A 26,036-nucleotide genomic window follows, 5' to 3' on the forward strand; every position below is an offset into this window, starting at 1 on the left:
CTTAATTCACTAATAGCTAAGGGATTTCTGAATAAATTTATGTCGATAAGGAAAAAAGGCTGCCTATTCAGGCAGCCTTTTATTTGGTAGGAATCTCTGGTATTGATAGGCCGCCCCCAGCATACACAATCCCACTAACATGCAAACGACTATCTTCTGTATTAGTGAGAAGTCCTGCATATCCCAGAGCACAATCTTCAGTGCAGCTATGCCGTAGATAATTAGTGACAACTTAAGTAGTTTCTGGGTTTCGGGCTTTAATGTTTGGAACAATAGTAGGGTTGCATGGACAACGAGAGCGAAAGAAACTGCCGGTAGCCACATGGCATCAAATAGCTGTGCTAATAGAGCTACGTAAACAATAATCGCGGTAACATGCACCAGCCACATATTTGCCATTCGGTGACCAGACCATACGGCTCTCGTAGGCAGGGCTTTGTGGTAAACCAGCAGGACAGCGATGCAAAGAGAGACCAGGTTATAGGCCCCAATCCACTCGGCATTGTGCGATTTCACAATCACAGCTGCGACTTGAATCAGCGTGATTAATTCAAAAATACCCAGTGTCAGCATGTAGAAGGGCGTAAGCTGGTTGCGTAAAGGTGCCAGTCTGGGTTTGCTGAAAAAGAGGCCTCCAAAATAGAACTGGGTGAGTAGTAATGACAGTACAAAATCACGAGTTAAAGTGTAACTGACAGCTATCAGCACTGCCGCAAAATAGTAGAAGGCCATCGGGAATACAGGCTTCAGCGCCCAGTGAATAGCATGCTGCCACTCCCTACCTGCGGGGTATCGCTTTAAGCCTTGGCCAAGCCATATGAGCCCTATGAAACTGGCGACTCCCAGTATTAGCCCCTCCATCGCCTTGCCCTGCCAGCCGACAAACTCTTGTAGGAGACAACCGCCGATAGTGATAAGGCTTGCAGCAGAAATCAAAATGCGAACTTCCTGTTTTAGATGTTCCATCCGCAGCCATGTGTAGAGGAATAGGGCAATACCACACGAGAACCACATAGCAACAGTGAAGTAGTCACTAGCCTTATACAGTATGGTAGGTAAGGCAATAATGGGCAGTAAAGCGTAAAAGAGTTTACGCAGTGCCAATGCCAGCTTCTGCCCTGGTGATTGTATTTTCAGCTGGTGATAAAGCTCCGCAAGTAACCAAAGTCCCAGGAAAGCTTCAATACTCGCAATTTTTCCGTAGGGGATTTGATCGTAGAAATGAAGGTTGCCTACAACCGATGCACTGGCTAACAGTGGGACAAACAACAGAAGGTAATGCCAGAGACTGAGCCACTCGCTAAATGCTGAATTCATGCGCTGGCTACGCCAGATCAGGAAAGTCATTGGCAGTGGTGCCAGCAACCACATCCCTTGCGGCCAGATAATACCCACCGATAGCAGGAAGCTCGCAGATAAAAGCAGTCCGAAAGCATTCTCTGCGATATAAGTGAAACGTTGTTCTGCGGGAGTGATTTTACCGGCACTACGGCGTAATAACTGGGTGAGAGCAAAGGCTCCAGCAGTGAGGCTCAGCCAGTTAGTCCAGCCTGCACTCACCTCTAAGGATAATAGTAGTGGAGCAGGAACCAAGCTCTCAGCCACCCATACGACAGCTTGCAAGAATAAGGTTACGCCGGCGAGGGCTAGAGCGATATAGCCCTCACTTCGCACGCTGACAAAACCAAAATGTATTCCAAGGTAAATCAGCAGGAGGCCCTCCAGGCACCACACAATGCCCAAAAATTCAGGGCTGCAAAGTGCCAGAATTGCCAGGCCTGTTAACAAGCCCCCATGGAGTAAAGCCATTGCGAGGATACTGCGGGCCGAGGCACTATTAACATCGTAGCCGAACAGGTGGCGTGAGTAGATGGCGAGCGCGGCCCAGGGTATTAGGTTGAGTAACCAAACCACACCTAGTGCATTAGCAGTGGGTGCTAGAGACCAGCTAATATGAATAAATAGCACCAGGTTTGCTACCAGCAAACCGAGGCGCCTCCTATCCATTTCCTTGCCACTAAGCCCACCCAGTATGTAATGGGCAAACCCATAGAAGAAACCATGCAGTATCAGTAACAGACCCCAGTTTGAGCTAGACTCGCCCAAGTTTGCGACTGAAAACTCGAACATCCCTGCGCTGAGCGCCATGGTGACCACTGCCAGCTGAGGCCATTGAATCAACTTGGACAAACGCAGCATTGCGAGCGCGAGTACCAACAAGTAGCTGAGATAAATAACTGCGGATGGATCAAAATGATTGGCCACCAAGGGCATCGTGGCTCCACCCAGCAGAGTCACCATGGAAACAACCCGGGTCTCGAATAGTAGGGCAAGTAAATAAGCAACTCCGGTAGTTACTACAAGCAGCCCCACGCCGATGGGAATCGGAACCAACTGATAGTAAGGCCCGGCAAAGTAACCACATAAGTAAAGCAGTATGACCCCGAGAGCGATCAGTCCTGAGCCGTAATCCGCCATGTTGGGCATGCGCCGCCTGAACATTACTCCACCAGTAGTAGTCGCCGCTGCTACCAGGAAGCCTAAAGTCACTTTACCTACAGGCCCGAAATAGGCATTGAAGGAAAACTGCAGCAGGTAAGCAAAGCCAAACACCAGCGCCAGGATACCGGCAGCGGTCATAAAGAAGACAGGAGCCTTCCCTTGGCTTTGATAGTGCCGGTAGAAACTCATCAGGGAGCCCCATACACGGCTAATGGGTTCCAGAGCAGGTTCCAATAGACTCGGTAGCTCCTCAGATAGCCATTTAGCCTGTCTACTAGGCTTTCTGGCTGTGTCAGGAGCAGTGGTAATAGTGCTTGCTGGCTGGGTTGGAGTTTCAGGAGGAGGGGCAGTAGGTTGCTCTATCGACGGGGACCTGGAGGGATGAGTACCCATCAATTGGGATAGCTCATCTTCTGGCTCATCCACTGTCGGGAGCTGACTTGCTAACTGATCCCCTGTATCTTGCTGTATCTGCGCTTCTAGAGTCGATAACCGCTGTTCGAATATCTCAATGCGACGGCGATTGTCTCGCTCCAGCAGGGCTAGTTCCGCGCGAAGTGATTGCAGTTCACTTTCCATAACTTGCTCTAAATGCTTTTTTCCGAGGCTACCTGGGCCTGACTGAGGGAACAAGTATTTATAGGGTTATGGCTATCTATTCAATTATTTTTGACAAATGTATCACTGTTTATTAGGTAAGTGTTCGCCAACTTCTCTGTTGGTAATTAATAAACAATGGGAAGATTCACTACAGTGAAGATTGCTGTTTTTGTTCTGTCTGTTTTACGGTGATTAGGGCAGGGGAGATCGTTTGTTGTCACTCAACCAAGAAACTTGATAGGTCTCGATAAGATAGTTCTTTCACTGTATAGCGCTTACCAAAACTACTTTTTCTATATTTTTACTTTTTTGCACTTAATATTTCAATGTGGAAAAATCATTTGACCCCCTGTAATTCAAAATATATAAGTTCCACCAGATTGAAGATTAAACATCTTTAAATATTTCACGAAAAATATGGAAGCTAGGTTTCAAAGATCTAGATATCGCATGTTGATAATCATTTGTTGTCGTCAATTTTATATGCTTGATTGTGTATCCCTCAAGTAACTTTGTGATCCTGTATCAGGTAGAACAGTAGATATTCCCAAATTGTAAAAGTTGTCAGTAATTATTATGGATGTTCAAAGAGCCATTTCCACAGAAAGACCGCATTCACTTGTAATGGCAGCCATACTTGATACTTTGCCATTAGCAATAGCTGTAATTCCCTGGGGGATTCTTTGTGGCTCTTTAGGGATTAAAATGGGCTTGAGTCCACTAGAATCACAGCTAATGTCCTTGCTGGTATTTGCCGGGGCAGCCCAGTTATCGGCTCTTTCCATTATTGGTGTGGGCGGTGGACTTTCGTCTATTCTTGGTAGTACAGCAGTTGTAAGTTCTCGCCATTTACTCTACTCAGCAACTTTTAGAAGTGAAGCTTTAAAGCTGCCTGTATACAAGCGAATTGTATTTGCCTTTCTACTTACGGACGAAATGTTTGCAGTTGCAGAGAATAAAAAAAGAGTACTTGGGTATTTTTCATTTGAATATGCGTTAATGTCCGGATTTACCTTCTACTTAATATGGAATTTATCCACCTTTATAGGCGTTGTTGCAGGAAAGAGTATTCCAAATTTAGAAGCGCTTGGATTGGAATTTGCAATTGCTGCAACTTTTATTGCTATGGTAGTTCCAAATATTAAATCTAGGATTACTCTTATTGCTGTTTTGATTTCGGCAGTAAGTTCTGTAATGTTTCATATTTTTGCAGTACCCAATGGGTTACTCTTTTCAGGATTGATGGGTATGTGCATAGGTTATCTATTGGAAGACAAGGCCGAGGAGGAAGAGGTATGAGTATTTATACAATCTTAGCAATGTCTACCATTACTTTTTACATGCGTTATGCTTTTTTTGTAAAGAATCTTCCAATAAAGCTAAACAATAATACTCAACGTTTTTTAAGATTTACTGCACCCTGTATATTGACCTCAATGGCTGCTCCAATCGTATTTGGAGAGGTTGAGCTTTCCAATTCCGATCTGGCTAACCCCTTCCTTGTTGCAGGTCTCTTTACTATTTTAGTAAGCTGCGTGATTAAGAATACCCTTGCCGTTGTCCTTCTTAGCATATTTGCATTTTCAATGATGAAGTTCTTTTTTAGCTGAAAGAGCTTTAACTGTTTAGAGCGAAAGCTAATCGGCAGCAAGTTTAGTAGGCTAAAGTTAGGTTAAGCCAAAATTTGATGGTAAATTAAGGTGTCAGTTTAAATTAATTTGCTCTTCTTGCTATTAATGGTCTAAGTATTATCAGGCGTTAACTTAACTGAGTCACGATAGCGTGCCAGCTCATCTAAAAGCCACTGCTGGGATGCTTTTTTAGGCTTATCGGCACACTGAATATGGTAGGGCTTACCACTAAAGGGTGCTCTTGGTCGCACTTAGCCTAATAAAATCCTCCGCGCTATCAATTTTGTTGGAGAAATACTTATATTTCTTCTCCATATGCTCCACTGCTTCCTGGCTGGTGTGCTCACTATCGTTGCGGATAAAGGTACACTCTGAAGCAGAGACAAACTCCATTAGGTGGTTTATTTCGTTGATAGGAGTATCTGCCTGAGCCAAGATAGAGGACATACTTAGCGAGATAATGGTAAGTAAAGTTGAGAGACTTTTAATCATTTTCCCATTCCTTGGCTGTGGAGTATCAGGGGAGTTCATTAGCGGGCCGAGAACTGGCATAGGGTCAAGAGGAGCTCTACACCAGAATTATATCTCAAGGCTAGCAGCTTGATGCTTTAAGCCTTCTTAGTGACTACCACTCTTGCAGCGCACTGTACGCTCTTGCTACCTTCCTCTCCAACAACTTCAGAGGACTCGGTCAAGATTTGAGAGACTGAAAGTTCAGAGGCAGAAATCACCTCCATCATTTCCTTCTTACAGTTGGTGATGTTGATTGCATTAGAAATAGCTGGGTCATAGCTGATTTTGTGAGAGAAGTCTCTCTCTTCTTCACCATTACGGCTTCTCTTGATGCTTTGGAACGCCTCTTTACCCGCATCTACAGTGTCCCCGATCACGTTGCCAGGCTGTACCTCGAGCGTCATACAGGAAGTGGTGGCCAAGGCTATTGCAATAATGGTTAAGAATTTTTTCATTTCTTCTATAGGCTCTGGAAATTGTAGTGTTTAACCCTTAATAGAACGGTAAGCCTACCGTTCAGAAATCTAGAGGATCATTCTACATGAGTCGCCTTATAGAGTCGTAACAGAACTCGAATTGTAGTTAATAATTGGGCAGGGCCGATTATATATCGTTCAACTTGGTTGATAAAAATACATGTAAGATAGAGCTTTCGTACTAGAAACTGGTCTTGAAGTGGTTCTTAGTGTTTTTTCCATAATTAGTATTATGGAATGGTTCCTAGCTATATTGAACTTATTGCCTTCTACTCAAATTTCGACATTCGTTTGTTCTATAGAAATTTCCGAGTCAAAGGTTACTGACTTGCGTAGGTATTGAGTTTCTAGTCTTTTCTTTAAAGTTCCTGGGGGGGCAAAAAGGTTTTTTCACCCTAGTTATTAATAAAAATGATAACAAGAAATTACTACTTAACTTCTAGGGTCACTTTGTTCAAAGGTCTATACATTGAATGCTTGGTCACTAATCTATTTGGTACGATTTGGGTGCAAAATCCACAAACATCCTTATTTTGTCCATAATTTCTTTGCTAAAGTTGCGCCCCATAAAAGTTCAACAAAAAAATTGTTAAAAACTCTTGGGGAGATCATATAGTGAGCAGCTTTAAGATAGTTTTGTGTCTCAGCTCTATCATTTCAATTGCAGCTTGCGGAGGTGGAGGCGGCGGTGGCAGTTCGAATGAAGGTGGTTCGGGTGGTGGTTCAACTAATAGCGCCCCTGAGTTTGTCTCTGCAAGTGAAGTCACTACGGAGGAAAATAGTACCGGTACTTTGCTTACACTATCCGCTAGTGATGCCAATGGGGACAGCATTAGTTACAACACTATTGGTGGCGAAGACCAGTCCCGATTTCTAATAGATAACGGTAACCAGTTGCGCTTTGGTTTTGCTCCAGACTTCGAGAATCCTGCCGACGCAGATGGAGATAATATCTACCAGGTGACAATCGAGGCTAGCGATGGCAACGGAGGTCAGGCGAGCCAGGAAATTGTGGTAACAGTTATTAATGTCAACGATGGCGCTCCCGAGTTTTCATCTGCAACTGAAGTTACTGTCGAAGAAGATGTAAGCGGGGTTTTTTACACCGCTACGGCTCGGGACCCAGATGGAGATGGGGTCACATTTTCATTGAGCGACGATGCTGATACTGCATTGTTTTCTATTGATTCTGCTAGCGGTGAACTTAGCTTTAACACTGCTCCAGATTTTGAGTCTCCTGCGGATAGTGACGAAGATAATTATTATCAACTATCAATCAGCGCTGCTGATAGTGAAGGAGTTGCCAACCAGCTTACGCTACAAGTGTCTGTGACTGATCTAGTTATACCTTCCGCTCGTATGGTTTTCCCCACTGGTGGTGCCAATATGGGAGGGAAGCTTTCCAACCTCGCTCTTACTACCAGGGTCTTAGACCTGGAAAGTGGTGAAAATACTACCGAGCAATTGTCTAGCATCACGATCGATAATCAGTCGCCGATTATGGATGCAACGTCCTCGTCAATTTGGTATCTCGATAGCACGGTTGATAAAGGTCGCGATTCTTATAGTCTTTCAGCCCAGTTCGTCTTGGGCGAAACGGTTCAAAGTTCTCACTCTGTCAAGAATGAGCTTTTAATCCATTGGCCAGTGGGGGTGTCCTACGACAATTTATATGGGAGTCGGTATTTCGCTGATACCGGCTTGAACATGATATTTGAGGTAGATTTTACATATACGCGCCGAGTAATTTCTGGGCCATCGGTTGGGTCGGGTCCATCTCTGAATCCAATCGATATGGTACAAAAATTCCCCACGGTGCGCGCCGATCCAGCTGATGACTACTTTGTCGTATTGAATGGGGACGGGAGTATCTACTCTGTACAACGGACAACCGGTAACCGTACGCAATTGTCCACATGGGTTCCGGCAGATCTCACTTCATTGGCATTGACTGGCTATGGAGGTATTGCTTACGCCACAAGAGCACAGGGATCGTATGGAGAAATTATTGAATTTGACCTGCTGAATGGAGGCTACTCCGTGATATCCAGTTCTAATTCATCGTCCCCGATTGGCGCTGGCGCTGACATGATATATCCAAAGGGTATTGCGCTAGATGAGCCAAATGGGCAGCTTTACGTGGGTGACGACAGCACAGATTCTATACTTAGAATAGATATTGCAAGCGGTGATAGAACAACAATAAGTGGAAATGGTATCGGCAGCGGCGAACCCGTGTCGCAACCAAAGGGTTTAATCGTCGATGTTGACAGTGGCAAGATTTATGTTACCAACGGCCAAGTTCAGAATATCCTGCAAGTGGACATATCAACCGGTGATCGCACAGTTGTCACTGACTGGACTAAGGGGGAAGGATTGCGGCTTGTAAATCCCCAGTCAATTAGTCAAGGGATCGGTAGCGATAGCCTTCTGGTGTCCGGAATTCTCTTCGACCCGGTGATCATGTCTGTCGATATCAATACGGGAGATCGTACAGAAATTTCCTCCAATCATGTTGGTACGGGTCCCAGCTATGTTTGGAACAATATAAGCTATAACCGTAAGACTGACCGGTTACTGACTGTTGTTGTAGATAGTTCTATAGCGGCGGAAATAGATTTACAAAACGGCAACCGCACCATTGCAGCTGAATTTATTCCGCCCGCTTCAGCTCGTGTTCGACCGTCTGCGATTGTTCCGGATGACTCAGGTCAATATGCCTATATATTCGATGAGAGCAGCGATGAATTAATTAAGCTTGATTTGGAAAGTGGTGAATTCGAGAGTATCTCTGCGTCTGGTATTGGTGAAGGCCCTGCGTTCTCTGGTGGCGTAGAAGCCATGGAGTTGGATGCCACTAACAATCGCATGGTTTTGCTACAGGATACAGGGTTAGTAAGCGTAGATATTGATAGTGGCGATAGGGAAGTTATCTCTGATAATAATACCGGCACAGGGCCCTCCTTTGACTCCGCCAACGGCTTAGCTTTGGATCTCACTAATAACCGTGCGTTTGTCAGCGATTACGGGACTGGTGGTATCTGGCAAGTGGAACTGACTACCGGTGAAATAAGCACTTTTGTTTCGTCTGTGAATGGCGGTACCGCAGATATGGACCCTCATGATGTGGTTTTGGATACAATTGGTAACCGTCTTTTGGTAGGTACCCGCAGCGGAAATTTAGTAGCCATTGATATGGACGACTTTTCACAGTCAATTCTATCTAGTGGCAAGGGTTGTGATAGCGACTGCCGTGGTGACGGAATTGAAGTGGAGAGCCTCTCCTCCATGGCTATTGACACAGAAGGCCGCCGTCTCTTTGCCTACGATGGTGGCTCGAATGGCGTGCAAGGAGTTGTTGTTATTGACTTGCGTTCTGGCCAACGCGCACTGGCTTCCAAATAAGAGCCTACCGGGTCCCAAATGAAAGGGGCCCGGTATCTTTATATCGAATTGCGAGGCTTGTATACCAGGTGTTGGAATTACGAGATGATTCTGGATCGGTATTGTAGGCCTTGCTTGAATGGCAAGTCCTTTAAAAAACTGCAATAAATAGTTCTACAGTAGCTCAATAAAAGAAGCCCCAGAAAATAGAACTCTCTGAGGTTATCTATTTCTAATCAATAAGCGCTTATACCTTTTGACTAGCGCTGATAGGCTTTAGAAGTATTTATAGAAATGCAATTTACAGCTAGCAATTCATAATGAACGAGCCCAACCTACACCAGATCACGGCTGGTAGAGAGGGTAGTCGGTATATCCTACTTCGGTGCCGCCATACATAGTGTTTGGATCAACCTGATTGAGTGGCCATTCATTGCGAATACGTGTGGGAAGATCCGGGTTGGCAATAAAAGGTCGGCCAAAGCCAAAGATATCTCCATGACCTGCGTCAAGCACCCGCAAAGCTTTCTCGGGGGAATACTTTCCTGCATACATGATGCGTCCGCCAAAGATTTCACGTACTTCTCGATAGAAATTCTCAGGTAAATCCGGTGCATTATCCCAATCCGCCTCGGCCAGTGACAGATAGGCAATTCCAGCTTCGTTTAGCAGCTTGATAGCCTCGATATAAGTCTTGTGGGGATCACTCTCTACCAGACCTAGGTAGACTCTGTCCTCATCGGTACTTTCGAAAAGCGGTGCAAACCGGACACCGAGTCGTTCGCTGCCGACTTCTTCTGATACCGCTGCAACAATTTCTTTAAGGAAACGCAGACGATTTTCTAAACTACCACCATACTCATCATCGCGATGATTGGTATGTTCTGAAATAAACTGGTTCACAAGGTATCCGTTTGCACAGTGTAGCTCAACACCATCAAAACCAGCTTCTATCGCATTGCGCGCGGCTTGGGCATAGAGTTGAACCAGTTCTTTAACTTCCTCTGTTTTCAGCGCACGAGGCTCACTGGGTTCAGCCAGGGCGCCTTGTCCTGGACCTGTCTCGATAAATACCTTAACTGCATCTGCGCGGATAGCTGATGGCGCAACGGGCGCTGCATTGCCAGGCTGTAGTGAAGTGTGAGATACACGTCCAACATGCCATAGCTGGGCAAAGATGATACCGCCTTGATCGTGCACGGCTTTGGTCACTTTTTTCCAGCCTTCGATCTGTTCCTTTGAATAGATTCCAGGTGTCCAAGCGTAGCCTTGGCCCCTGGGTTCGATTTGTGTGCCCTCTGTAACCATAAACCCAGCACCAGCACGCTGTGAGTAATAGTTAGCCATCAAGTCATTGGCAATATTGCCAGGCTGGCTACTGCGTGATCGGGTCAGTGGCGGTAGAACAATACGGTTTTTTAGGGTGTAAGGGCCGAGGTTGATCTCACTGAATAGTGACTCGTTTTTCATAATGACCTTCCTGTTAAAAACTGACTGCAGTGAGTGTTTGAAAAGACACAAGTAAAAAGCAGCGGTGATAAGGGCAACTGAATAGCCCCAGCGAGTTTTGGCTGTGCCTTGTGATGGTGGGAATACTAGAGGTGCAAGGATACAATTTGAAACAACTACTCTTTGTCTTGGTTACAAATATGAATGGTATAAGCCGCTTGGACCTAAAACAGCTACGTATACTGGAAGCACTGCTTCAAGAGAGAAACCTATCCCGGGTAGCTGAAAAGGTGGGGTTAACCCAGCAAGCGATAAGCGAACAGTTGCGTAAGCTGAGAGAAGTGTTTGATGACCGGCTGTTTATCCGGCAAGGCAACGGTATGGTGCCTACCCCTGTTGCTGAGCAGCTGGGAGGCAGGATCAGTAGTATTTTGAAGGATGTAGAGTCACTGCTAACCCCAATAGCGTTTGATCCGGCAACTTATAGAGGGATTTTTAGTATTAGTGCCACGGATTACGCGATTCAATCGGTACTGCCCCAGCTATTAGAGGTTGTCCGTAAATCTGCCCCGGAACTTAAAGTTATCGTCAGGGACTTTGAAACAGATAATCTCAATCAGTTAATGGTTGCTGGTGAGATCGACTTAGCGCTTACCTTTCCTGATTTCATCCCGGATGACCTGCCATACAAATTGCTATTTGAGGAGCAACATGTCTGTATAGCGGGAAAAAAGTCTCCACTGAAGAGTAAGTCATTAACATTGGCAGACGTGGCCGAGCTTCCGCAACTGATCATTTCACCGTCACGGGCAAACCTCAAAGGATCACACGATGAGTGGTTTGCGATGCAGGGGCTAAAACGCAATATTGTTATGTCGATACCCAGCTTTTCCGCCGCTCCAGATATTATTGCTGCGACAGACACAATTGCGTTTTACCCCTCAAGACTTCTACCCAATAAAAAAGTTATTCCCCTTAAGTTGGACACGCAAACACCAAAATTTGAGGTTATAGCAGCATGGCATAGTCGATCTAACCATAGCCAGCTTCATATGTGGATGGTTGAACAGCTTATGAAACTTTTTAAGTAACCATGCAATTTAGTTGATAGAAAATAAGAGTAATATCTTGAATTAAATCGCGGTTGGGAAATAAGATGGTTTATAGCTAGCCATCTTATTTTTGAAAACTAAAATAGGCTATATTTCTATTCCCGTAAGAATAACTCTGCCACTTCCTTTTTAGCGGCAACAACATAGGTAATCATTAGGTTTTCCTGATTAATATCAGTTAGATAATCGATATCTCTATGCACTGCTCTCAAGATAGAAAAGTCACCAGTGCTGAGATCGTATGACCACAGTTGGTCATCTCGATTGATTGAGTAAATCACATTCTCTTTGATCACAAACCTTTTTTCACTGCCCTGATAAATCAGCTCTTCAATAAGCTGGTCTTCCGCAGGGCCTGGCTGCCAGAAGCGGTTCATATGATCCATATAGATTAGCCGGCCATCCTCGGTTCGCTGGGCCCAGTTAACTTGTGCATCGTTGATACTACTCACTTCAAGATTATCCAGGTTTACTTCTGCAAACTTTGTAACACCTTTCACCGTTAGAGTTAACAGTGCGAGGTTACTCACACTATCCCACTGGAACAGTCGGTCAACTGGATGGGCTAGTGAGAAGGCTTCTCTGCTACCGTCCAGGGAGATCTTAGCCAGTATCTGATTGGCACTCGCCAGTATGCTTTGGCCGTCAGCAGACCAACTAATACCGTAGATATTGGTATCCATCGGAAACTGGCTGACTTGCTGTAAATCACTGCCATCAGTTATCCACACCTGGTCCTCACCAGAGCGCCTGGAGGTAAACGCAATCAAGTTGCCATTGGGTTGGAAAATGCCATCATCTTCTCCCAAAATCGACCGTGTTGTGCTTGGGTAGAGTTCGCTGACATCTTCCTCCGAAGGTGTATCGATTGACTCAGGTTGGTTAAGCGGTATTGATGCAATGTCACTATCGTATCGGCCCTTAATCAGAAGTGCCCTCTGCCCATTTGGGTGGAATTCCGGCGAGCTGGCAGACTGATCCAGGGGTAAATCAAGCTTACTGACCTTTCCATCATAAGTGAGAGAGAAGAGTCGCCGTCCTGTGCTAAAGATTAACTCATCTGTAAGCGGTGAAAAGTTAGGGGATATGGTCCTGCGCTGGGGGATTTCATCCGGATAGTCTATCGGGTGGCTGGATAAAAGCGCCCCTTTGGAATCCAGCATATCGATATAAAGCTGGCCATCTTGATGATGGCTGGTTACGGCTATTAACCCTTCACTAATTGAGTAATCAAAATAGGCCAGGTTTCCATTCTCCAGGTCATAAAGAACCCGACTGGCATTATCCTTGACTGAATAGTTGATCAACCGCCAACGGTCAGTCTCTTTGTGCAAAATAGCGAGATCATTATTATTTAGCCATACCGGGTTCTTAATCGCGGAATTTCTACAGCGCATTAATACATTTGGCTGCTGTGGGCTGGCTAATGCCTTTTGAAAATCCAGGCTTACCAGGTTGTAACAAGTATTTTGGGTTAGCGGTATGGTGCAGTCTTCTTCAGAAATAAATACCAGTTTCTTGCCATCCGGTGATAGTGTATGGCGGCCATAAGTACCCCATTCTGGAGTTAACTCTGTTTCCTTCTGGGTATGTATATTTCTGGCCCAGATTTTATTAACGCAGAGCTTATCTAAGTAACGATTAAATATAATATATTCACCGTCAGGCGAATAAGAAGGGCTAAACTCTTTACGGTCAGTTGCAGTTACCGCCTGTAATCGATCAAATACAAGCTGAGAGCTTTGCTCGGGCGGAGAGTGTTTAAATATAACAAATACTAATAATACCAACCCGACAAGTGCAAAGATTGGAAATCGATTTGGTTTGATCGTCTGGGTTTGGTGGTTTGGATTAACCGGTGTTATATCTATTTCATGCTCAGGGGGAGTAGGGGAGGGAGCTTCCTCTTCCGGTGCTGTCTTACCCTGTGGAATAGAATCACCATCTTGCCAAACAATATCGCATTCCAGGCTATAACCCTGTTTCGCATGGGTCCTAATATAAGACTGCTGCTTCCGATCTTCCCCAAAGGCTTTTCTAAGTTGCGCAATACTTCTTTGCAGCGTATTGGGTGTGACTATTGTATCCGGCCAGACCTCAGACAGTAGCTCATCCTGGCTCACCACTTTTCGCTGATGTTTTGCCAAGTGGGTTAAGACAGCAAGGGCTTTTGGGGGGACAGTTTGCGAGTGCTCATGTCGGGTGATCTGGTTTCTGGATAAATCAACAAAGAAGTCACCCACCCAATATTGTGAAGTCATTGATGTATCTACCTGAACAAAATATGAGCTAAATTTTGGCAATGGATACTAGCATAAACCCTGATTACAGCTAAAGCAGACTTTGTAAGCTGTTGATAAATAAGCACTTTATAGCAACAGAACAAAGTCATTCAAAAGTCAGGGGCACTTCAGGTGTTTCATAGGCTCCTTGTTTAGATTGAGCGCTTCTCCGATCACATATAACGGTATAAATACTGATATGAAAAAGCGTTTACTAGTTGCCTTCCTCTTGCTACTACCTATAACGGCTCTTAAAGCCGGTGAGCATAAAGCCCTGGAGTTATCCACAATCCAAGTGATACCCATTCAGGACTCCGGCAATAACAGGGAATACGAGCTGTATATCAAGCTGCCTGAGAAATATGAGGAGAGTGATACCAAAAAGCATCCGGTCATTTATTATACAGATGCTTTGTGGGCGGTTGAAATACTGTCGGCCACCACAGAGTATGCACTGGAAGACGCAATTTTGGTGGGCATTGGCTGGCGGAAAGGTATGCCAGCTGATGAAAATGAATGGTCGAGTCGATATCGGGACTTTAAACCAGTACTACCCTCAGATAATAAAGATAACGATAAAGAATCCTTTAAAGGAGAGGCCCATCAGCATCTCGCCTTTATCAGAAATGACGTTATAAAGTATATCGAAAGCAATTACCGCGCGAATCCAGATAATCGGACATATTTCGGTTACTCATTTGGTGGTCTCTTTGGAGTCTATGCCTTAATAAGTCAACCGGATACTTTTCAGAACTACATTATCGGTAGTCCATCAAGATTGATAGGCACTTATATGGATTCTCGTCTTGAATTAGAGCCTAACAAACCATTGATAGAATTACCAAAACAAACCAATGTATTTATTGCCTACGGCGCTTTAGAAAAGGAGCTGGGTGCAACGGTAGAAAGGTTTGTTAGTGAGTTAAAGAGCCAAAAGCTGGCTAACTTATCCATAGAACCGGTGGTTATTGAATCGGCTAATCACACAACGGCGTTTCCAAAGACTTCAGTGCGCAGTATTTATTGGCTTGCGGATAAAGTGAAACACTAATCAATAGTATATCGATCCATATTAATAAACCGTTAAAAATTAAATATAGGATATAAAGTGCTTATCAAGAAGCTAATCACAATCGGGCTAACGTACGGGATATTTACTACTGTAAGCGCAGGAGACCTACAGGCACCAGAAGTCAATATGGCCGACTATAGTAGCGACCTCACAGGCCAGGAGAGATCAATACCAAAGCTTAAAAAAGCATTTATTGATACAGCCCCAGCGGATAGAAAAGACGGTATTCCTGTTGGTGAAATCGATACCATCAAAGAGAGCTTGGAAAAACTGGCACAGGAAATAGCAGACAACCAACATACACCCTACGATAGCCTACTAATTGCTCAAAACAACAAACTGGTTTTTGAATCCTACTATTCCCTTGGTCGTGTTAATTTTCCGCACCCACAAGCCTCTGCCAGCAAGGCCTATACAGCCCTGGCGATTGGGCGGGCGATACAGTTGGGCTATTTAACCATGGAAGACTTAGACAAGCCCGTCACTTCCCTCCTGAAAGGGCTGGATAGGAAGAAGCTTGTTAAAGGCGCAGATCTTGTGACGTTGAACCATGCCATGAGTATGCAATCTGGAATTCGTATTGATGAAAAAAAACGGGATGCCTTACTGGAAAACCCAGAGCAGTTGACAGGAAAAAAGCTGGCCCAAATCTATTTAAGCCATAGCAAACCGATAACCTCAGAATCGCAAACCTACTTATACCAAGGCTCAGACCCAATGATTGCAATGTTGGTGCTGGATGCTGTGGTTCCCGGTTCCGCGAGCGACTTTATTAAAGAAGAGCTGCTAGAGAAGATGGGGATCGACAACTATCACTGGAAGGAAGCCGTCAGCGGCGTGCCCCAGGCAGGGTCAAGGGCCATGATGACATCTCGCAGTATGGTTAAGTGGGGCACCTTGGTACTTAATAAGGGAAAATGGAATGGTCAGCAATTAATTCCGGAAGCGTATATTGCCAAGGCCACTGGAAAGGTAGCTGTTCCTACAGATGATGAGTTCGATTATACCAACTTCTCATACGGCTATTTCTTCTGGCGAACCCCCCTGAAGGTTGGTGACAAGAAATATATCGCGAAGTTTGGCTGGGGCGGTGGTGGCCAGTATGTCATGGCTATTGAAGATCTTGATTTGGTAATTGCCGTCACCGGCCACAGAGATGATGACAAAACCCTGGGCTTGATAGAGCAACGTATTTTGCCGGCTTTTGCTTTATCAATTTAACCTCAAGCGGCTTAAGAAAATGACTTACCGAGGATAGTCGAAAAGCAGTTGTGGGCTCACTGCCTGGTTTTTATAGCCACTTCCTTGAGGTGGCTTTATTTCAGATCGATGATCCTGCCCACCAACAACGGACACACCACTAAGCGACTGCTTGTTGGTATATAGGTACTTCTTAGATTGCCAAGATAAGTTTCTAGAATCCTCAATTACGGCCTTGTAATATTGCTAACCACTGCCTTTAAAGCCACATTCTAGTTTTACTAGGTTAACTTATGAAGTCACTGTCTCCAGAGTTACAGGCCGCTATTGAGAATGCCTACGATACCTTCGCTCGGTACCCGCGTTCCGTACATGTCAGTGGTTGTCCATGCTGTATCTCAGAGGAAGACCATAAAGCGCTAAATAGTGCACCTCTGGGTGAACTTACCAGCAGTGATCTTGAGAGATATACCAATAAAGCTATGACCACCTGGGGTGGGGTCGAAGATTTTAAGCATTTCCTACCCAGGATTCTCGAGCTTATTGCCACTGATACGCGATTAACGAGTAATAGCGAGATAATTGCTGGCAAACTTGTATATGCAGACTGGAATATGTGGCTAGAGCCTGAGCGAAGGGCTGTGACTCTATTTTTAAACGCATGGTGGCAGTCGGAACGCTGGGATGCCCGTAATGTAGAAACCTGCTTGGCCACACTTGCCTGTGCAGGATGTGATATTTCCAAGCAGCTTAGGGAGTGGTGGGAAGATGATTCCCCTGATTCCCGGCAATGCATCATCGAATTTTTAGCAAGCCAGGTAGATGTACTGACCCAGGGGAAGCCACCCTCACCCTTTTGGAGCGAAGAGGGCACCAAGACTTTGAAAACTTGGTTTCACAAAGTTGTACAGGTGCCCGTATTACTTTCGCTCGCCTTGGAGCATCCCACCGACTCTGAGTATGAATTATATGCAATAGCATCCATGCGTCTCGGGAGCAGCGTTGCTGATACTTGGTTTGAGGAGTACCAAGCCCGCTATCTTATTTAGAAATGATGAAAAGTATCCGTTGCTCAACCATTTCCATCGTCCACTTTCTGTTCCTTTCGGATACGCCTATAAACTTCCTCACGGTGAACCGGTAAGGATTTGGGAGCGATTATACCTACCCGCACCTGATTACCTTTAACTTCTAATATCGTGATTGAGACGTTTTCCCCAATCCTGAGGTTCTCGCCTGTACGGCGGTTTAAAATCAACATATTGGTTTCCTAATGAGACGCAAAGCATTGGCAATCCTTCCGTAACGGGAAGGGCAGGGAAGTAATATCGGTTGCGGGCATTAGGAGGGGCGCGAGAACGGTAGGCGTAAAAGAAGAAAAGGCGGGCGCTAGACTCCCAGTGCTTAGGGAATCGCCTCAGGCTACTGAAAGTGCAACCTTTTATTGAAGACGAGCGGGTTTCTAGCGTACCATTCATGGAGCCACTTTGATAACTATGGTATCAATTTGGTTAGCTGGCCCCGGGTGTTGCCGCACCCTGGGCCAGCGCCTTTTACTGTCTCTTACGTCACGCTACCGTTCTCCTTTGAGAATGGGTCTTTTATATAACTCTTGATGTTCTTGTTTTATCTTGGGCTGCTGGCTTGTCGAAGCCGATTTGATCACGGCCCAAAATATTGATAAATATCTTTCGATTCTACACAGCTTTGACGCTGAAGAAAACTTAATAAAATCCAATAAGATTATTTGTGCGCCTATATTTTATTGGTTGTCTGGTTCTATATCTCACAGGTGATTGGTATATTGGTCTGTAGATTTTTTCTAGTTGATGTGATTTGTATTTTTAACTTGCTAGAATTTCTTGCGTCTTTGATGAGGTGGGGCGGTTTTATCAAAAGAGCTGAAAGGTGGATGATGAAAAGTGGAATTTTAATATTGCTGCTAGCCTCTTTTTCTATGATTGCGCAGGCAGGAGTTCCTGACGTATTAAAAGCGGATAAAGCAGATTTTATGTATTCTCTACCGGAAACATTTGGTGATACGAAACTGTCTTTCCATGTGTCCAGCAACCAGCTTGCAGGTTTGACTGTTGCTTACAAGGACCATAATGTGCGTGCCCAAAAAGAATTACTTAAGGGTATATCTTCGCCTTCATGGGACTCTCTTACTGTGGCTTATGAAGATGTAGACAGTGATGAGGTTATTCAACACTTTTCCTTCTGTTTTTATGAAGAGTCAAAGTTAGGCACTGGTAAGCAGCCGAGATTTATTGTCTATTATGTCTATGAAGAAAAAATAGATAGAAGAATTATTGATGATTTTAGTTCGCTGATGGCGGGAAACTGTTGGCCAGTTTTATTGAGCCGCCGAGAATAATAGCGCTAGAGAAACGGATAGATGAAAGGCCGGTAATAGCTGGCATTGGACTCGATGGTGAAAACAACTTTAAGTGCTGTTAGTCTTATTGGATTCTTCAACCCATTGTTGGTTAAAGCCTGCTCTTTTGGTATAGCCGATGAAAATATTCATTAGCTTTTCCATGCAATCCTCAAGGTCGACATCAATATCTGGTTGTCCATCGTTTTGATAATCTTTAGCTGCCTGATCTGCCATTTGCCAGAAAAACTGAGTCAGTAGTTTAGTTTCTTCAGCTGAAGTGATATCTCTCTTGCCAAGTAGAATGTCTTCGGCCAGTTGGTTTTTTAGCTTGTGGGAGTAGTGAATTGCTATATCTTTGATGGCAAGTTCATGTTCGTTAAATTTCATCACTATGTGTAAGCCTCGATATATATTCTACTTTTTAAAGAGTTTTCGAGGTGTAGAGGAAGTTGAGAATTTTCGCTAGGCATTATGTCAGAAGGCTTAGGTAGGGTGATGTTAGTATTTTCAGAGACCATAAAAGTTTTAAAAGCAGCTTTTCATTATTATATGGTTCTAATGTTGAAGTTTAGGCATTATCAATTTCATCATCCCACTGCTGCTCATAACCCTTTTCGAAAAGGTATCCGCCAAAGCTGTTGTACAGCTTTTCTAGCCAGTATTCAGAGCTGGCCTCGCAAGGTAGCTCTGGCTCTTGAGCGGATTTATCAACCATGGCCCAGAAGAACTTACTGAGATGTGTGGCTTCTTCTGAAGTGGTTATATATCCACGTTCTAAAATATCCATTGCCACTGTATCTTGCAGTAATTCAGCAAAAAACAGGGCAACGGTTTTCTCTTCTGGATAGCGATATTCGATCACGGTACTAGCCCGCCTGTCTTAATCTACCGGCCAGTAAATTCGTACCAGCGGCATCAATGCCCGGCCTTCCAAATCAAAGCTTTCATAGTGGCTGACGATTAAATCGGCCAGGTCATCGAGATCCACCAGGGTGAGGGGGAAGGTGGAGCGGTCGGCTTCGTAGCGGGCTTCGCGGGTGAAGCCGCCAGTGCTGACGAACAGGCCGGAATCCCCTTCCCGCAGGGCGCCGATAAAGCCGCGTATGGCGGGGGCACCCATGGAGCCGTTGCGATGTTTTACTTCGGCTTTAATGCGCGGCTGGGTAAGGCCCAGGCCATCCGGTGAGGCGATTACATCCACACCGCGATCCGGGCCCTTGGGGGATACCTTGGCCTTAAATCCCATTGCGCGCAGTATCGCTGCAACCAACTCCTCCATTTCCTCGGGCAGCAGTGCGGCGATCTTGTCTTTGATGAGTTCGTGGCTCTGGGCCACGGTTTCGTCTTTGAGCTGTGCGCTATCAGTTTCTGCGGCTTCGTCTTCCTGTGGCGTTAGCGTACGGCCTTCGAATATGGTTAAGAAGGCATCAATGGTTTCCTGGCTTAGGGAGAAGAGAGTGAGGGTGGAGCCAAGGGAGTTCTTAGCTTTTTGTGGCAGCTGATCGCGGCTGACTTTACCGAGCCACTCCACCTTACGCAGGTTGGCGTAGTCACCGATAATATCCGGTTGGTAGAGATACTCCCCTTTATCGACGCCCAACAGGTAGTTCCGTGTCTCCGGGTTGTAGCTCACAATATAATCGCCAGCGGCAATCTGATCGCGAAACTTCAGAATCATGGCCAGGGCGTTGGCGGTAGCCGCAGGCTTGTCATTGCCGTAAATCTTGATGTATTCGTCCCGCAAGCGCTCGGTGCTTGAATACTGGCTTAGGTCTCCCAGCTGTGACCAACCCACTGCGGCAAAGCCTTTCTCGAAGTCTTCACTGTAAATACCACCGCGCCCGGCGCGGATCATCCATGCGTTGGTCATACTTCGATTTCCCTATTTTCCAGTTCATTTAATCAATTAGTCGATACATTGTAACCCTTACATGGTTTGCGCAAGGAGTGGTGGTCCTGAGTAGCATTCAATGAAACTTGGTGTAGGTGTGTCAAGACCGGAGATCAAAAATAAGTCGCCACAAACCAGGCAACTCTTAAGTTAATGAGTTACCGACCTTTAAATGGCTTATTACCAGAACCAACTCCAGGTAACTTGAAGGTCAATGCAATCTGCTACCTGAATTAAACTTTATTCAATATTCTCTTTTAGTTACTTTCATTCTAATGAGTGACACTAGCCTATAGGAAAGCTAAAGGTTTGAAAACTTGGCGCTAGACAGAAAGCTTGTAACTCTAACTATTTTATAACAATTGGCTTTAAGTAGTGGTTGAAACTCCCGTATACGATAAGTGGATCATCTTGCTGCTCCATCAATAACACATTTGATAACCTCCACCCTGGTTCGCTCTTGGCCTACTATACAGGCAGGGGGAGCTTGCAGGTTGTATTGATGTTGTGGCATTAGAGCCCCTTATAATAAACGTGATTATTCTCTACGTGGGTCTTGCGGTTTTTATTTTGAGAACGCAGAAAATAGTGGTACGCATAATCGCTACGGGACAGACTAATTTGTGGTCTTAAGAAATATTGTATGAAAGGCTCGAATACTGGGTTACGAATTCTATCCATACTCATTTATGCTATACTCAAATCTGATCGAACCATTTCAGTACATCCTGATTACCTTTAGGAATCCATTTCTAGATTTTATAGTACCTTTGAAAAAGTACCATCGGTTTCAATATTTCCAAGTTATAGTCCCCTTAGTCAGTAGAACCACATGATAATTCTAAAACGTGTTATTATTAAAATCATAAAATGCTTGAAAAAGCTCTTCCTTTGTATTCATTACGAAAGGGCCGCCCCTAACTACCGGCTCATTTAGAGGTTTCCCCGCAACCAGTATGAAGCGGCTACCTTTACCACCGGCTTCGATTAAAACTTGGCTTCCTTTTGTTAAAATGCCTAGTTGACGCTCAACCAACTTTGACTTCTTTGATCCCGTATTTAGAGAACCTTCAATTACATAAATAAATGCATTATGTGTTTCTTCTAGATTCTGTACAAATTTATGGTCTTGCGCCAAGGTTACATCAATATAGGTGGGGTAAACGTATCTATTTTCCACAACACCTTCTGTGCCTAAATTAGTTGTCCCAGCAATGACTTTGATGTTTTGGCCTTTTGTAGTTGCTTCAGACGAAATTTGACTTTCTTCAAACTCCTGGTAGTCAGGATCAATCATTTTCTTATCTTTAGGCAAATTAACCCACAGTTGAAGGCCCCTTAACAATCCATCTTTTTGCTCAGGCATTTCCGAATGTATGACACCTTTACCTGCAGTCATCCATTGCACGCCATTTGGCTCTATAACACCTTCATTTCCCATATTGTCTTTATGTCTAATTTTTCCATTTATCATGTAAGTTACAGTTTCAAAACCTCTATGCGGATGGTTGGGAAAGCCTCCAATATATTCATTGGGGTTGTCGCTTTCAAATGAATCCAATAGAAGAAAGGGGTCCAGCATTTCCAGGTTTTGTGTCCCAATCAAGCGAGTTAGCTTTACTCCGGCTCCATCAGAACCCTGTTCACCAGATGTTGAGAACTTTAATTCTCTAATACCGTTTGACATAGTAAATTCCTTGAATTAATCGGCTTCGTTGTTGATGGGTAGGATCAAAGGCTTCATCAGATTGATTGTGTCTATTCATGCTCCACTTTTAAATTTCAAAGGAAGACTATTGATGAACATAGTTCAGATAAAGACCCATGTGGGGAAGTTTAAAGCCATATCGACAGTGGTAAAATATGAATATATAGATGTATTCGTTCGATTTATTAGAATTGTCAGAGGAAGCTGGCTGGGTTAAGTGGATTACAGTCATTGTTAGATATGTTGATACAAAAATAATAGAGTGGAACATTATATTTTGAGGTGATGTTAAAATGAGGTGCCGGTTTACAACGTCGTATCTGTTTTATTGTTCCAATAAGTGGGCTTATATTAGTTTTAAGTTGTCTTTCCGGGAAAGGTAAATTAGATAACAGTTAGAAAACTAATATGTATTGGACTCAACTATTTTTGTGATAAATACTTATAGTGAGTTGCTTGTCTTTAGGTTCTTTGGCGGTTGTGGATTAGAGTTTCATGGTATTTATGAGTATTTTGTCTTAATCGGGATTAAAAGCTTGTATCCCTTCCATGGGTGCTTTCTGTGCCTTTGAGAATAGCTATTATGGGTTTACTTTTTTCAAGCTTAATGACAGTTGATTTTTCAAGGCTATAGTGGGAGCTCCTTATTGGTATCATAAGTTATTAAAATAAGAGTTTTAGGTCTACTCTGCTAGGGGATATTCAAGGCCTCCTGGTCTGCAGGGCCTACAAGCTGATTTCTTACAAATACTGTTGCGACAAGCAAAAAACATGAAGCAATTAGCAGCGTATTTGATGTTCCTGCGTAGGAAGCTGTTTTTCCCCAGAGCATACCTCCTATAGCCATAGCGCCCATATATGTTGCCATAAAAAATGACATTCCTCTTGCCCTTATCCAATTTGGTAGCATTTCCTGAGTAGCCAGAATAAGCGGAGATAAAAAGAGTAACCAGCAAAATCCCGCAGTGAACATTGCTACTGATACATGGGTATAGCTGGTTAGAAATGACAGTAATAACATGGATGTAGCATAGCCAATAGATGCGATACACAGTAAATTATCTACTTTAAAGATTGTGCGGAGCTTATTGGTGAAAAACACAGCACTTACTGCACCGAGCCCTAAAAATGACATTAATAAACTGTATGCTTTTGGATCGTCTGTATATAATTGAGATGAAAAAGTGGGGAGTAACGCCCATAGAGCACTAGCAAAAATAAAAAACGACAACGCTCGAACCAGTGCATGTTGAAGTTTTGATTCTCGCTTTATGTATTTCAGATTATTTTTTATTGCTAATACGAAATTCTCACTATGTTGAATTGTTGCGCCGTTTCTATTCGGTGTCCAATAGCTAAGAGCGATTATGACACATAAGAAAGAAATAGCGTTTAAAGCGAAAAGTACCTCCAGGTTAAAATAGATCAAAAGTACTCCGCCGAGTATTGGACCAATCACTCTTGCCAGATTAATTCCCATGCTATTTAGGGCTATGGATTGGGGTAAGTCTGCTTTGGTTACTATTAGTGGTGTTATAGAAGACCAGACTGGCACCATTAATGCAGTTCCGATACCAATTAAAAAGGTTAACGTCAGTAACGATAAAATAGATGTCGATCCGGTTGCTGTAAGAAGGCATAATATGGAGGTGAGCAGGAACATCCATATTTGTAATATTATTAAATATCTTTTCTTGTCGACAATATCTGCGAAGGCACCAGCTGGAATCGCAAGAAATAGTGTAGGTAAGGATGCTGCAGATTGAACCATAGCGATCCAAAATGGTGATGAGGTTAGTGAAATCATTAGCCAATTTGCACCAATCTCATGAATCCATGTTCCTGTATTTGAGATTAATGTTGCAGTCCAAATGATCAAAAACAGTTTATTTTTGAATGGGGCAAGGGAAGTCAAGGCTTAACTCTCTTTATAAAGGCCACTACTTAAAGTGGCCTTTCTGTGGAAGCTATTTATGGCCAGTAGCTGCCATAGAATTTTACAGGTGACCAACTAGGCAGAAGGGGCTCTAGTTTTGGCGATAAAGACTGATAATCCCCATCTCCATATACAACCTCTCCATCTACAACAGTTAGTACAGATCTGATTGACTTGATTTCTTTCAGGGGGACTTCCATGTAATCTTTCGACAAAATTGCAAAATCTGCTAATTGACCTTTAGACAACCTTCCTTTGATATGCTCTTCTCCTGAGAACCAGGCACTGCCAATTGTATAAAGTCTGAGCGCCTCTTCTCGCGTTAAAAGATTTGATGACTCATAGAGCTTGCGGCCACTGACGGTTTCACCGGTGACTAAATAGTGTAGGCCTACCCAAGGGTTAAAGGTTGAGCCCCGTGTGGCATCAGTACCCATACCAATAGGGATACCTTTATCGACAAGCATTCTCAATGGAGGTGTAGCTTTTGCCTTTTCAGCTCCATACCGTTCAGAAAAGTCATCACCAAGGAATACCATACGACTTTGAATGGCAACGCCGCCACCAAGTGACTTTATACGCTCGATATTTTTCAGGCCTATCGTTTCGGCATGTTCAATCGACCATCGAAGTCCGCGTAGCGGTTTATAGCTATTTACGTCTTCAATAACGTCTAAAATCCTGGTAATTGATTCATCATAGGTTGCATGAATCCTAAATGGCCATCTACGCTCTACCAGTAACTCAATAATTGGCGTTAGATCTTTTTCCATATCGGCATCCAACACTGGTCTGTCGGATCTAAAATTTTCAAAGTCTCCAGCTTTCCATAGTAGATACTCACCTCCTCCATCAATTTCAAAGCCGTGCTCTTTAGTACTGTCAGTGTTTGTCCCCGCTTTATTTCCCCTTGTCCAATCGTGGTAGTCTTCCAGCTCTTTCCCTGGATTCTGTGCAAATAAATAGAAGGATGTTCTCAGTGGTAGTTTTCCTTCTGTGGCCAGTTTTTCTGCGACACTATATCCATCGGGATAACCGAACCCGCCACCTCCAGCGTCAATAACAGACGTTAAACCAAATTTTGCCAGTTCGTGAAATAAGTGAATTGTTGAATTTACTTTTACTTCTTCTGAAGTGTCTGGCAGAGCTGCGATCTTGCCGTAAAAAATTCCAGGATGTGGCTGTGCTAGCATTAACCCTGTGGGTGTTCCATGTGAGTCACGTACAAATTTTCCGCCCTTTGGATCTTCCGTATTTCTGTTGATTCCAAGTTTATCCATGCCCATTTGGTTAAGCATTCCAACACTATAGAAATATTGGATATATACTGGGGTGTCGGGAGCTGCCTTATTAATTTCAGCAATAGTTGGCAACCGTTTTTCCTTGAATTGCCATGGAGACCAGCCACCTATAATTCTTACCCATTCACCTTTTGGTGTTCTACTTGCCTGCTTCGACAACATGTTTAATGCTGTCTTTAGATCGGGCACACCGTCCCAACGTAACTCCCTCGTATAAGCTAATCCGCTACGCAAGAAGTGTGAATGAGAGTCGATCAAGCCCGGTATAACTCGTCTATTCTTCGCATCAATAACTTCAGTCGTTTCACCTCTGTACTGATGTATTATTTCATCGGTGTCTACATCCAGAATCTTTCCGTCTCTAACCGCTATGGCCTGGGCAACTGGCTTGTTCTTATCTTGGGTCGTTACCTTTGCATTAATAATGATCATATCCGCATAAACGGCACTGTCGAAATTTTCTATCATCCCCTCATTTGCGATGGTTGCGTTTTTACATGCAGCCAAAACCGTGGCGGCACCCATTAAGATTAGGCGTTTTCGCCATATATATTTTGAATATGACATACTAGATTTCTTAGATTTGAAAGCGCTCACCT

At 44.0% G+C, this 26,036-nt stretch carries 21 protein-coding genes; 8 read left to right on the forward strand and 13 right to left on the reverse strand.

The window, feature by feature from the left end; translation table 11 throughout:
- Positions 1–63: 63 nt before the first annotated feature.
- Positions 64–3,081, reverse strand: coding sequence for a DUF2339 domain-containing protein (locus ACJJIL_RS02550; protein ID WP_445361135.1), 3,018 nt, complete (start codon positions 3,079–3,081; stop codon positions 64–66).
- Between the two features lie 597 nt (positions 3,082–3,678).
- On the opposite strand from ACJJIL_RS02550, the gene ACJJIL_RS02555 reads away from it, so the two are divergent.
- Both ACJJIL_RS02555 and ACJJIL_RS02560 read left to right on the forward strand, forming a co-directional pair.
- Positions 3,679–4,401, forward strand: a complete 723-nt coding sequence (locus ACJJIL_RS02555) for an AzlC family ABC transporter permease (protein WP_445361136.1) — start codon at positions 3,679–3,681, stop codon at positions 4,399–4,401.
- A complete protein-coding gene (locus tag ACJJIL_RS02560) occupies positions 4,398–4,712 on the forward strand; it encodes a branched-chain amino acid transport AzlD family protein (RefSeq protein ID WP_445361137.1) in 315 nt (104 codons plus the stop codon). Before ACJJIL_RS02555 ends, ACJJIL_RS02560 begins: the two co-directional genes overlap by 4 nt.
- A 131-nt stretch (positions 4,713–4,843) precedes the next feature.
- Here ACJJIL_RS02560 and ACJJIL_RS02565 read toward each other — a convergent pair whose 3' ends face one another.
- The 3 genes from ACJJIL_RS02565 to ACJJIL_RS02575 form a co-directional block, all read right to left on the reverse strand.
- Positions 4,844–4,984, reverse strand: coding sequence for a DUF5329 family protein (locus tag ACJJIL_RS02565; protein WP_445361138.1), 141 nt, complete (start codon positions 4,982–4,984; stop codon positions 4,844–4,846).
- Complete coding sequence (locus tag ACJJIL_RS02570) at positions 4,962–5,225, reverse strand: DUF5329 family protein (RefSeq protein WP_445361139.1); 264 nt, start codon at positions 5,223–5,225, stop codon at positions 4,962–4,964. Before ACJJIL_RS02570 ends, ACJJIL_RS02565 begins: the two co-directional genes overlap by 23 nt.
- A gap of 116 nt (positions 5,226–5,341) precedes the next feature.
- Entirely contained in the window at positions 5,342–5,701 is a 360-nt protein-coding gene (locus ACJJIL_RS02575) for a hypothetical protein (protein ID WP_445361140.1), read from the reverse strand.
- A 636-nt stretch (positions 5,702–6,337) separates the two neighbouring features.
- Between ACJJIL_RS02575 and ACJJIL_RS02580 the strand changes: the two genes are divergently transcribed.
- Positions 6,338–9,127, forward strand: a complete 2,790-nt coding sequence (locus tag ACJJIL_RS02580; protein WP_445361141.1) for an Ig-like domain-containing protein — start codon at positions 6,338–6,340, stop codon at positions 9,125–9,127.
- Positions 9,128–9,451: 324 nt separating this feature from the next.
- Here the strand turns inward: ACJJIL_RS02580 and ACJJIL_RS02585 are convergent, their stop codons facing one another.
- Positions 9,452–10,576, reverse strand: coding sequence for an alkene reductase (locus ACJJIL_RS02585; protein WP_445361142.1), 1,125 nt, complete (start codon positions 10,574–10,576; stop codon positions 9,452–9,454).
- Between the two features lie 113 nt (positions 10,577–10,689).
- Between ACJJIL_RS02585 and ACJJIL_RS02590 the strand changes: the two genes are divergently transcribed.
- Positions 10,690–11,646 carry a LysR family transcriptional regulator gene (locus ACJJIL_RS02590; protein WP_445361986.1) on the forward strand — a complete coding sequence of 319 codons (957 nt, stop codon included), beginning with the start codon at positions 10,690–10,692 and terminating at the stop codon, positions 11,644–11,646.
- Positions 11,647–11,762: 116 nt separating this feature from the next.
- On the opposite strand, the gene ACJJIL_RS02595 is transcribed toward ACJJIL_RS02590, so the two are convergent.
- Positions 11,763–13,928 carry a winged helix-turn-helix domain-containing protein gene (locus ACJJIL_RS02595; RefSeq protein ID WP_445361143.1) on the reverse strand — a complete coding sequence of 722 codons (2,166 nt, stop codon included), beginning with the start codon at positions 13,926–13,928 and terminating at the stop codon, positions 11,763–11,765.
- Positions 13,929–14,148: 220 nt separating this feature from the next.
- Here ACJJIL_RS02595 and ACJJIL_RS02600 point away from each other — a divergent pair, with 220 nt between their 5' ends.
- The 3 genes from ACJJIL_RS02600 to ACJJIL_RS02610 all read left to right on the forward strand — a co-directional run bounded on the left by ACJJIL_RS02600 (position 14,149) and on the right by ACJJIL_RS02610 (position 17,270).
- Positions 14,149–15,000: an alpha/beta hydrolase gene (locus ACJJIL_RS02600; RefSeq protein ID WP_445361144.1), complete on the forward strand. Its 852-nt coding sequence runs from the start codon at positions 14,149–14,151 to the stop codon at positions 14,998–15,000.
- A 147-nt stretch (positions 15,001–15,147) separates the two neighbouring features.
- Positions 15,148–16,242: a serine hydrolase domain-containing protein gene (locus ACJJIL_RS02605; protein WP_445361145.1), complete on the forward strand. Its 1,095-nt coding sequence runs from the start codon at positions 15,148–15,150 to the stop codon at positions 16,240–16,242.
- 272 nt (positions 16,243–16,514) lie between these two features.
- Entirely contained in the window at positions 16,515–17,270 is a 756-nt protein-coding gene (locus tag ACJJIL_RS02610; RefSeq protein ID WP_445361146.1) for a hypothetical protein, read from the forward strand.
- 23 nt (positions 17,271–17,293) lie between these two features.
- On the opposite strand, the gene csrA is transcribed toward ACJJIL_RS02610, so the two are convergent.
- Complete coding sequence (gene csrA, locus ACJJIL_RS02615; protein WP_445361147.1) at positions 17,294–17,482, reverse strand: carbon storage regulator CsrA; 189 nt, start codon at positions 17,480–17,482, stop codon at positions 17,294–17,296.
- 651 nt (positions 17,483–18,133) lie between these two features.
- Between csrA and ACJJIL_RS02620 the strand changes: the two genes are divergently transcribed.
- A complete protein-coding gene (locus tag ACJJIL_RS02620) occupies positions 18,134–18,598 on the forward strand; it encodes a hypothetical protein (RefSeq protein WP_445361148.1) in 465 nt (154 codons plus the stop codon).
- 69 nt (positions 18,599–18,667) lie between these two features.
- Here the strand turns inward: ACJJIL_RS02620 and ACJJIL_RS02625 are convergent, their stop codons facing one another.
- From ACJJIL_RS02625 to ACJJIL_RS02650, 6 genes are all read right to left on the reverse strand, one after another.
- Positions 18,668–18,988, reverse strand: a complete 321-nt coding sequence (locus ACJJIL_RS02625) for a hypothetical protein (RefSeq protein WP_445361149.1) — start codon at positions 18,986–18,988, stop codon at positions 18,668–18,670.
- 181 nt (positions 18,989–19,169) lie between these two features.
- Entirely contained in the window at positions 19,170–19,463 is a 294-nt protein-coding gene (locus tag ACJJIL_RS02630; protein ID WP_445361150.1) for a hypothetical protein, read from the reverse strand.
- A gap of 18 nt (positions 19,464–19,481) precedes the next feature.
- The gene (locus ACJJIL_RS02635) at positions 19,482–20,471 is read right to left on the reverse strand and encodes a restriction endonuclease (protein WP_445361151.1); all 990 of its coding nucleotides are present in this window, start codon (positions 20,469–20,471) and stop codon (positions 19,482–19,484) included.
- Between the two features lie 862 nt (positions 20,472–21,333).
- Complete coding sequence (locus ACJJIL_RS02640; protein WP_445361152.1) at positions 21,334–22,179, reverse strand: pirin family protein; 846 nt, start codon at positions 22,177–22,179, stop codon at positions 21,334–21,336.
- A gap of 712 nt (positions 22,180–22,891) precedes the next feature.
- Positions 22,892–24,115, reverse strand: a complete 1,224-nt coding sequence (locus ACJJIL_RS02645; protein WP_444958625.1) for an MFS transporter — start codon at positions 24,113–24,115, stop codon at positions 22,892–22,894.
- A gap of 56 nt (positions 24,116–24,171) precedes the next feature.
- Positions 24,172–26,004, reverse strand: coding sequence for an amidohydrolase (locus tag ACJJIL_RS02650; RefSeq protein WP_444958624.1), 1,833 nt, complete (start codon positions 26,002–26,004; stop codon positions 24,172–24,174).
- Between the last annotated feature and the right edge of the window lie 32 nt (positions 26,005–26,036).

The organism is Microbulbifer maximicatervae (SeqCode), from assembly GCF_052468095.1.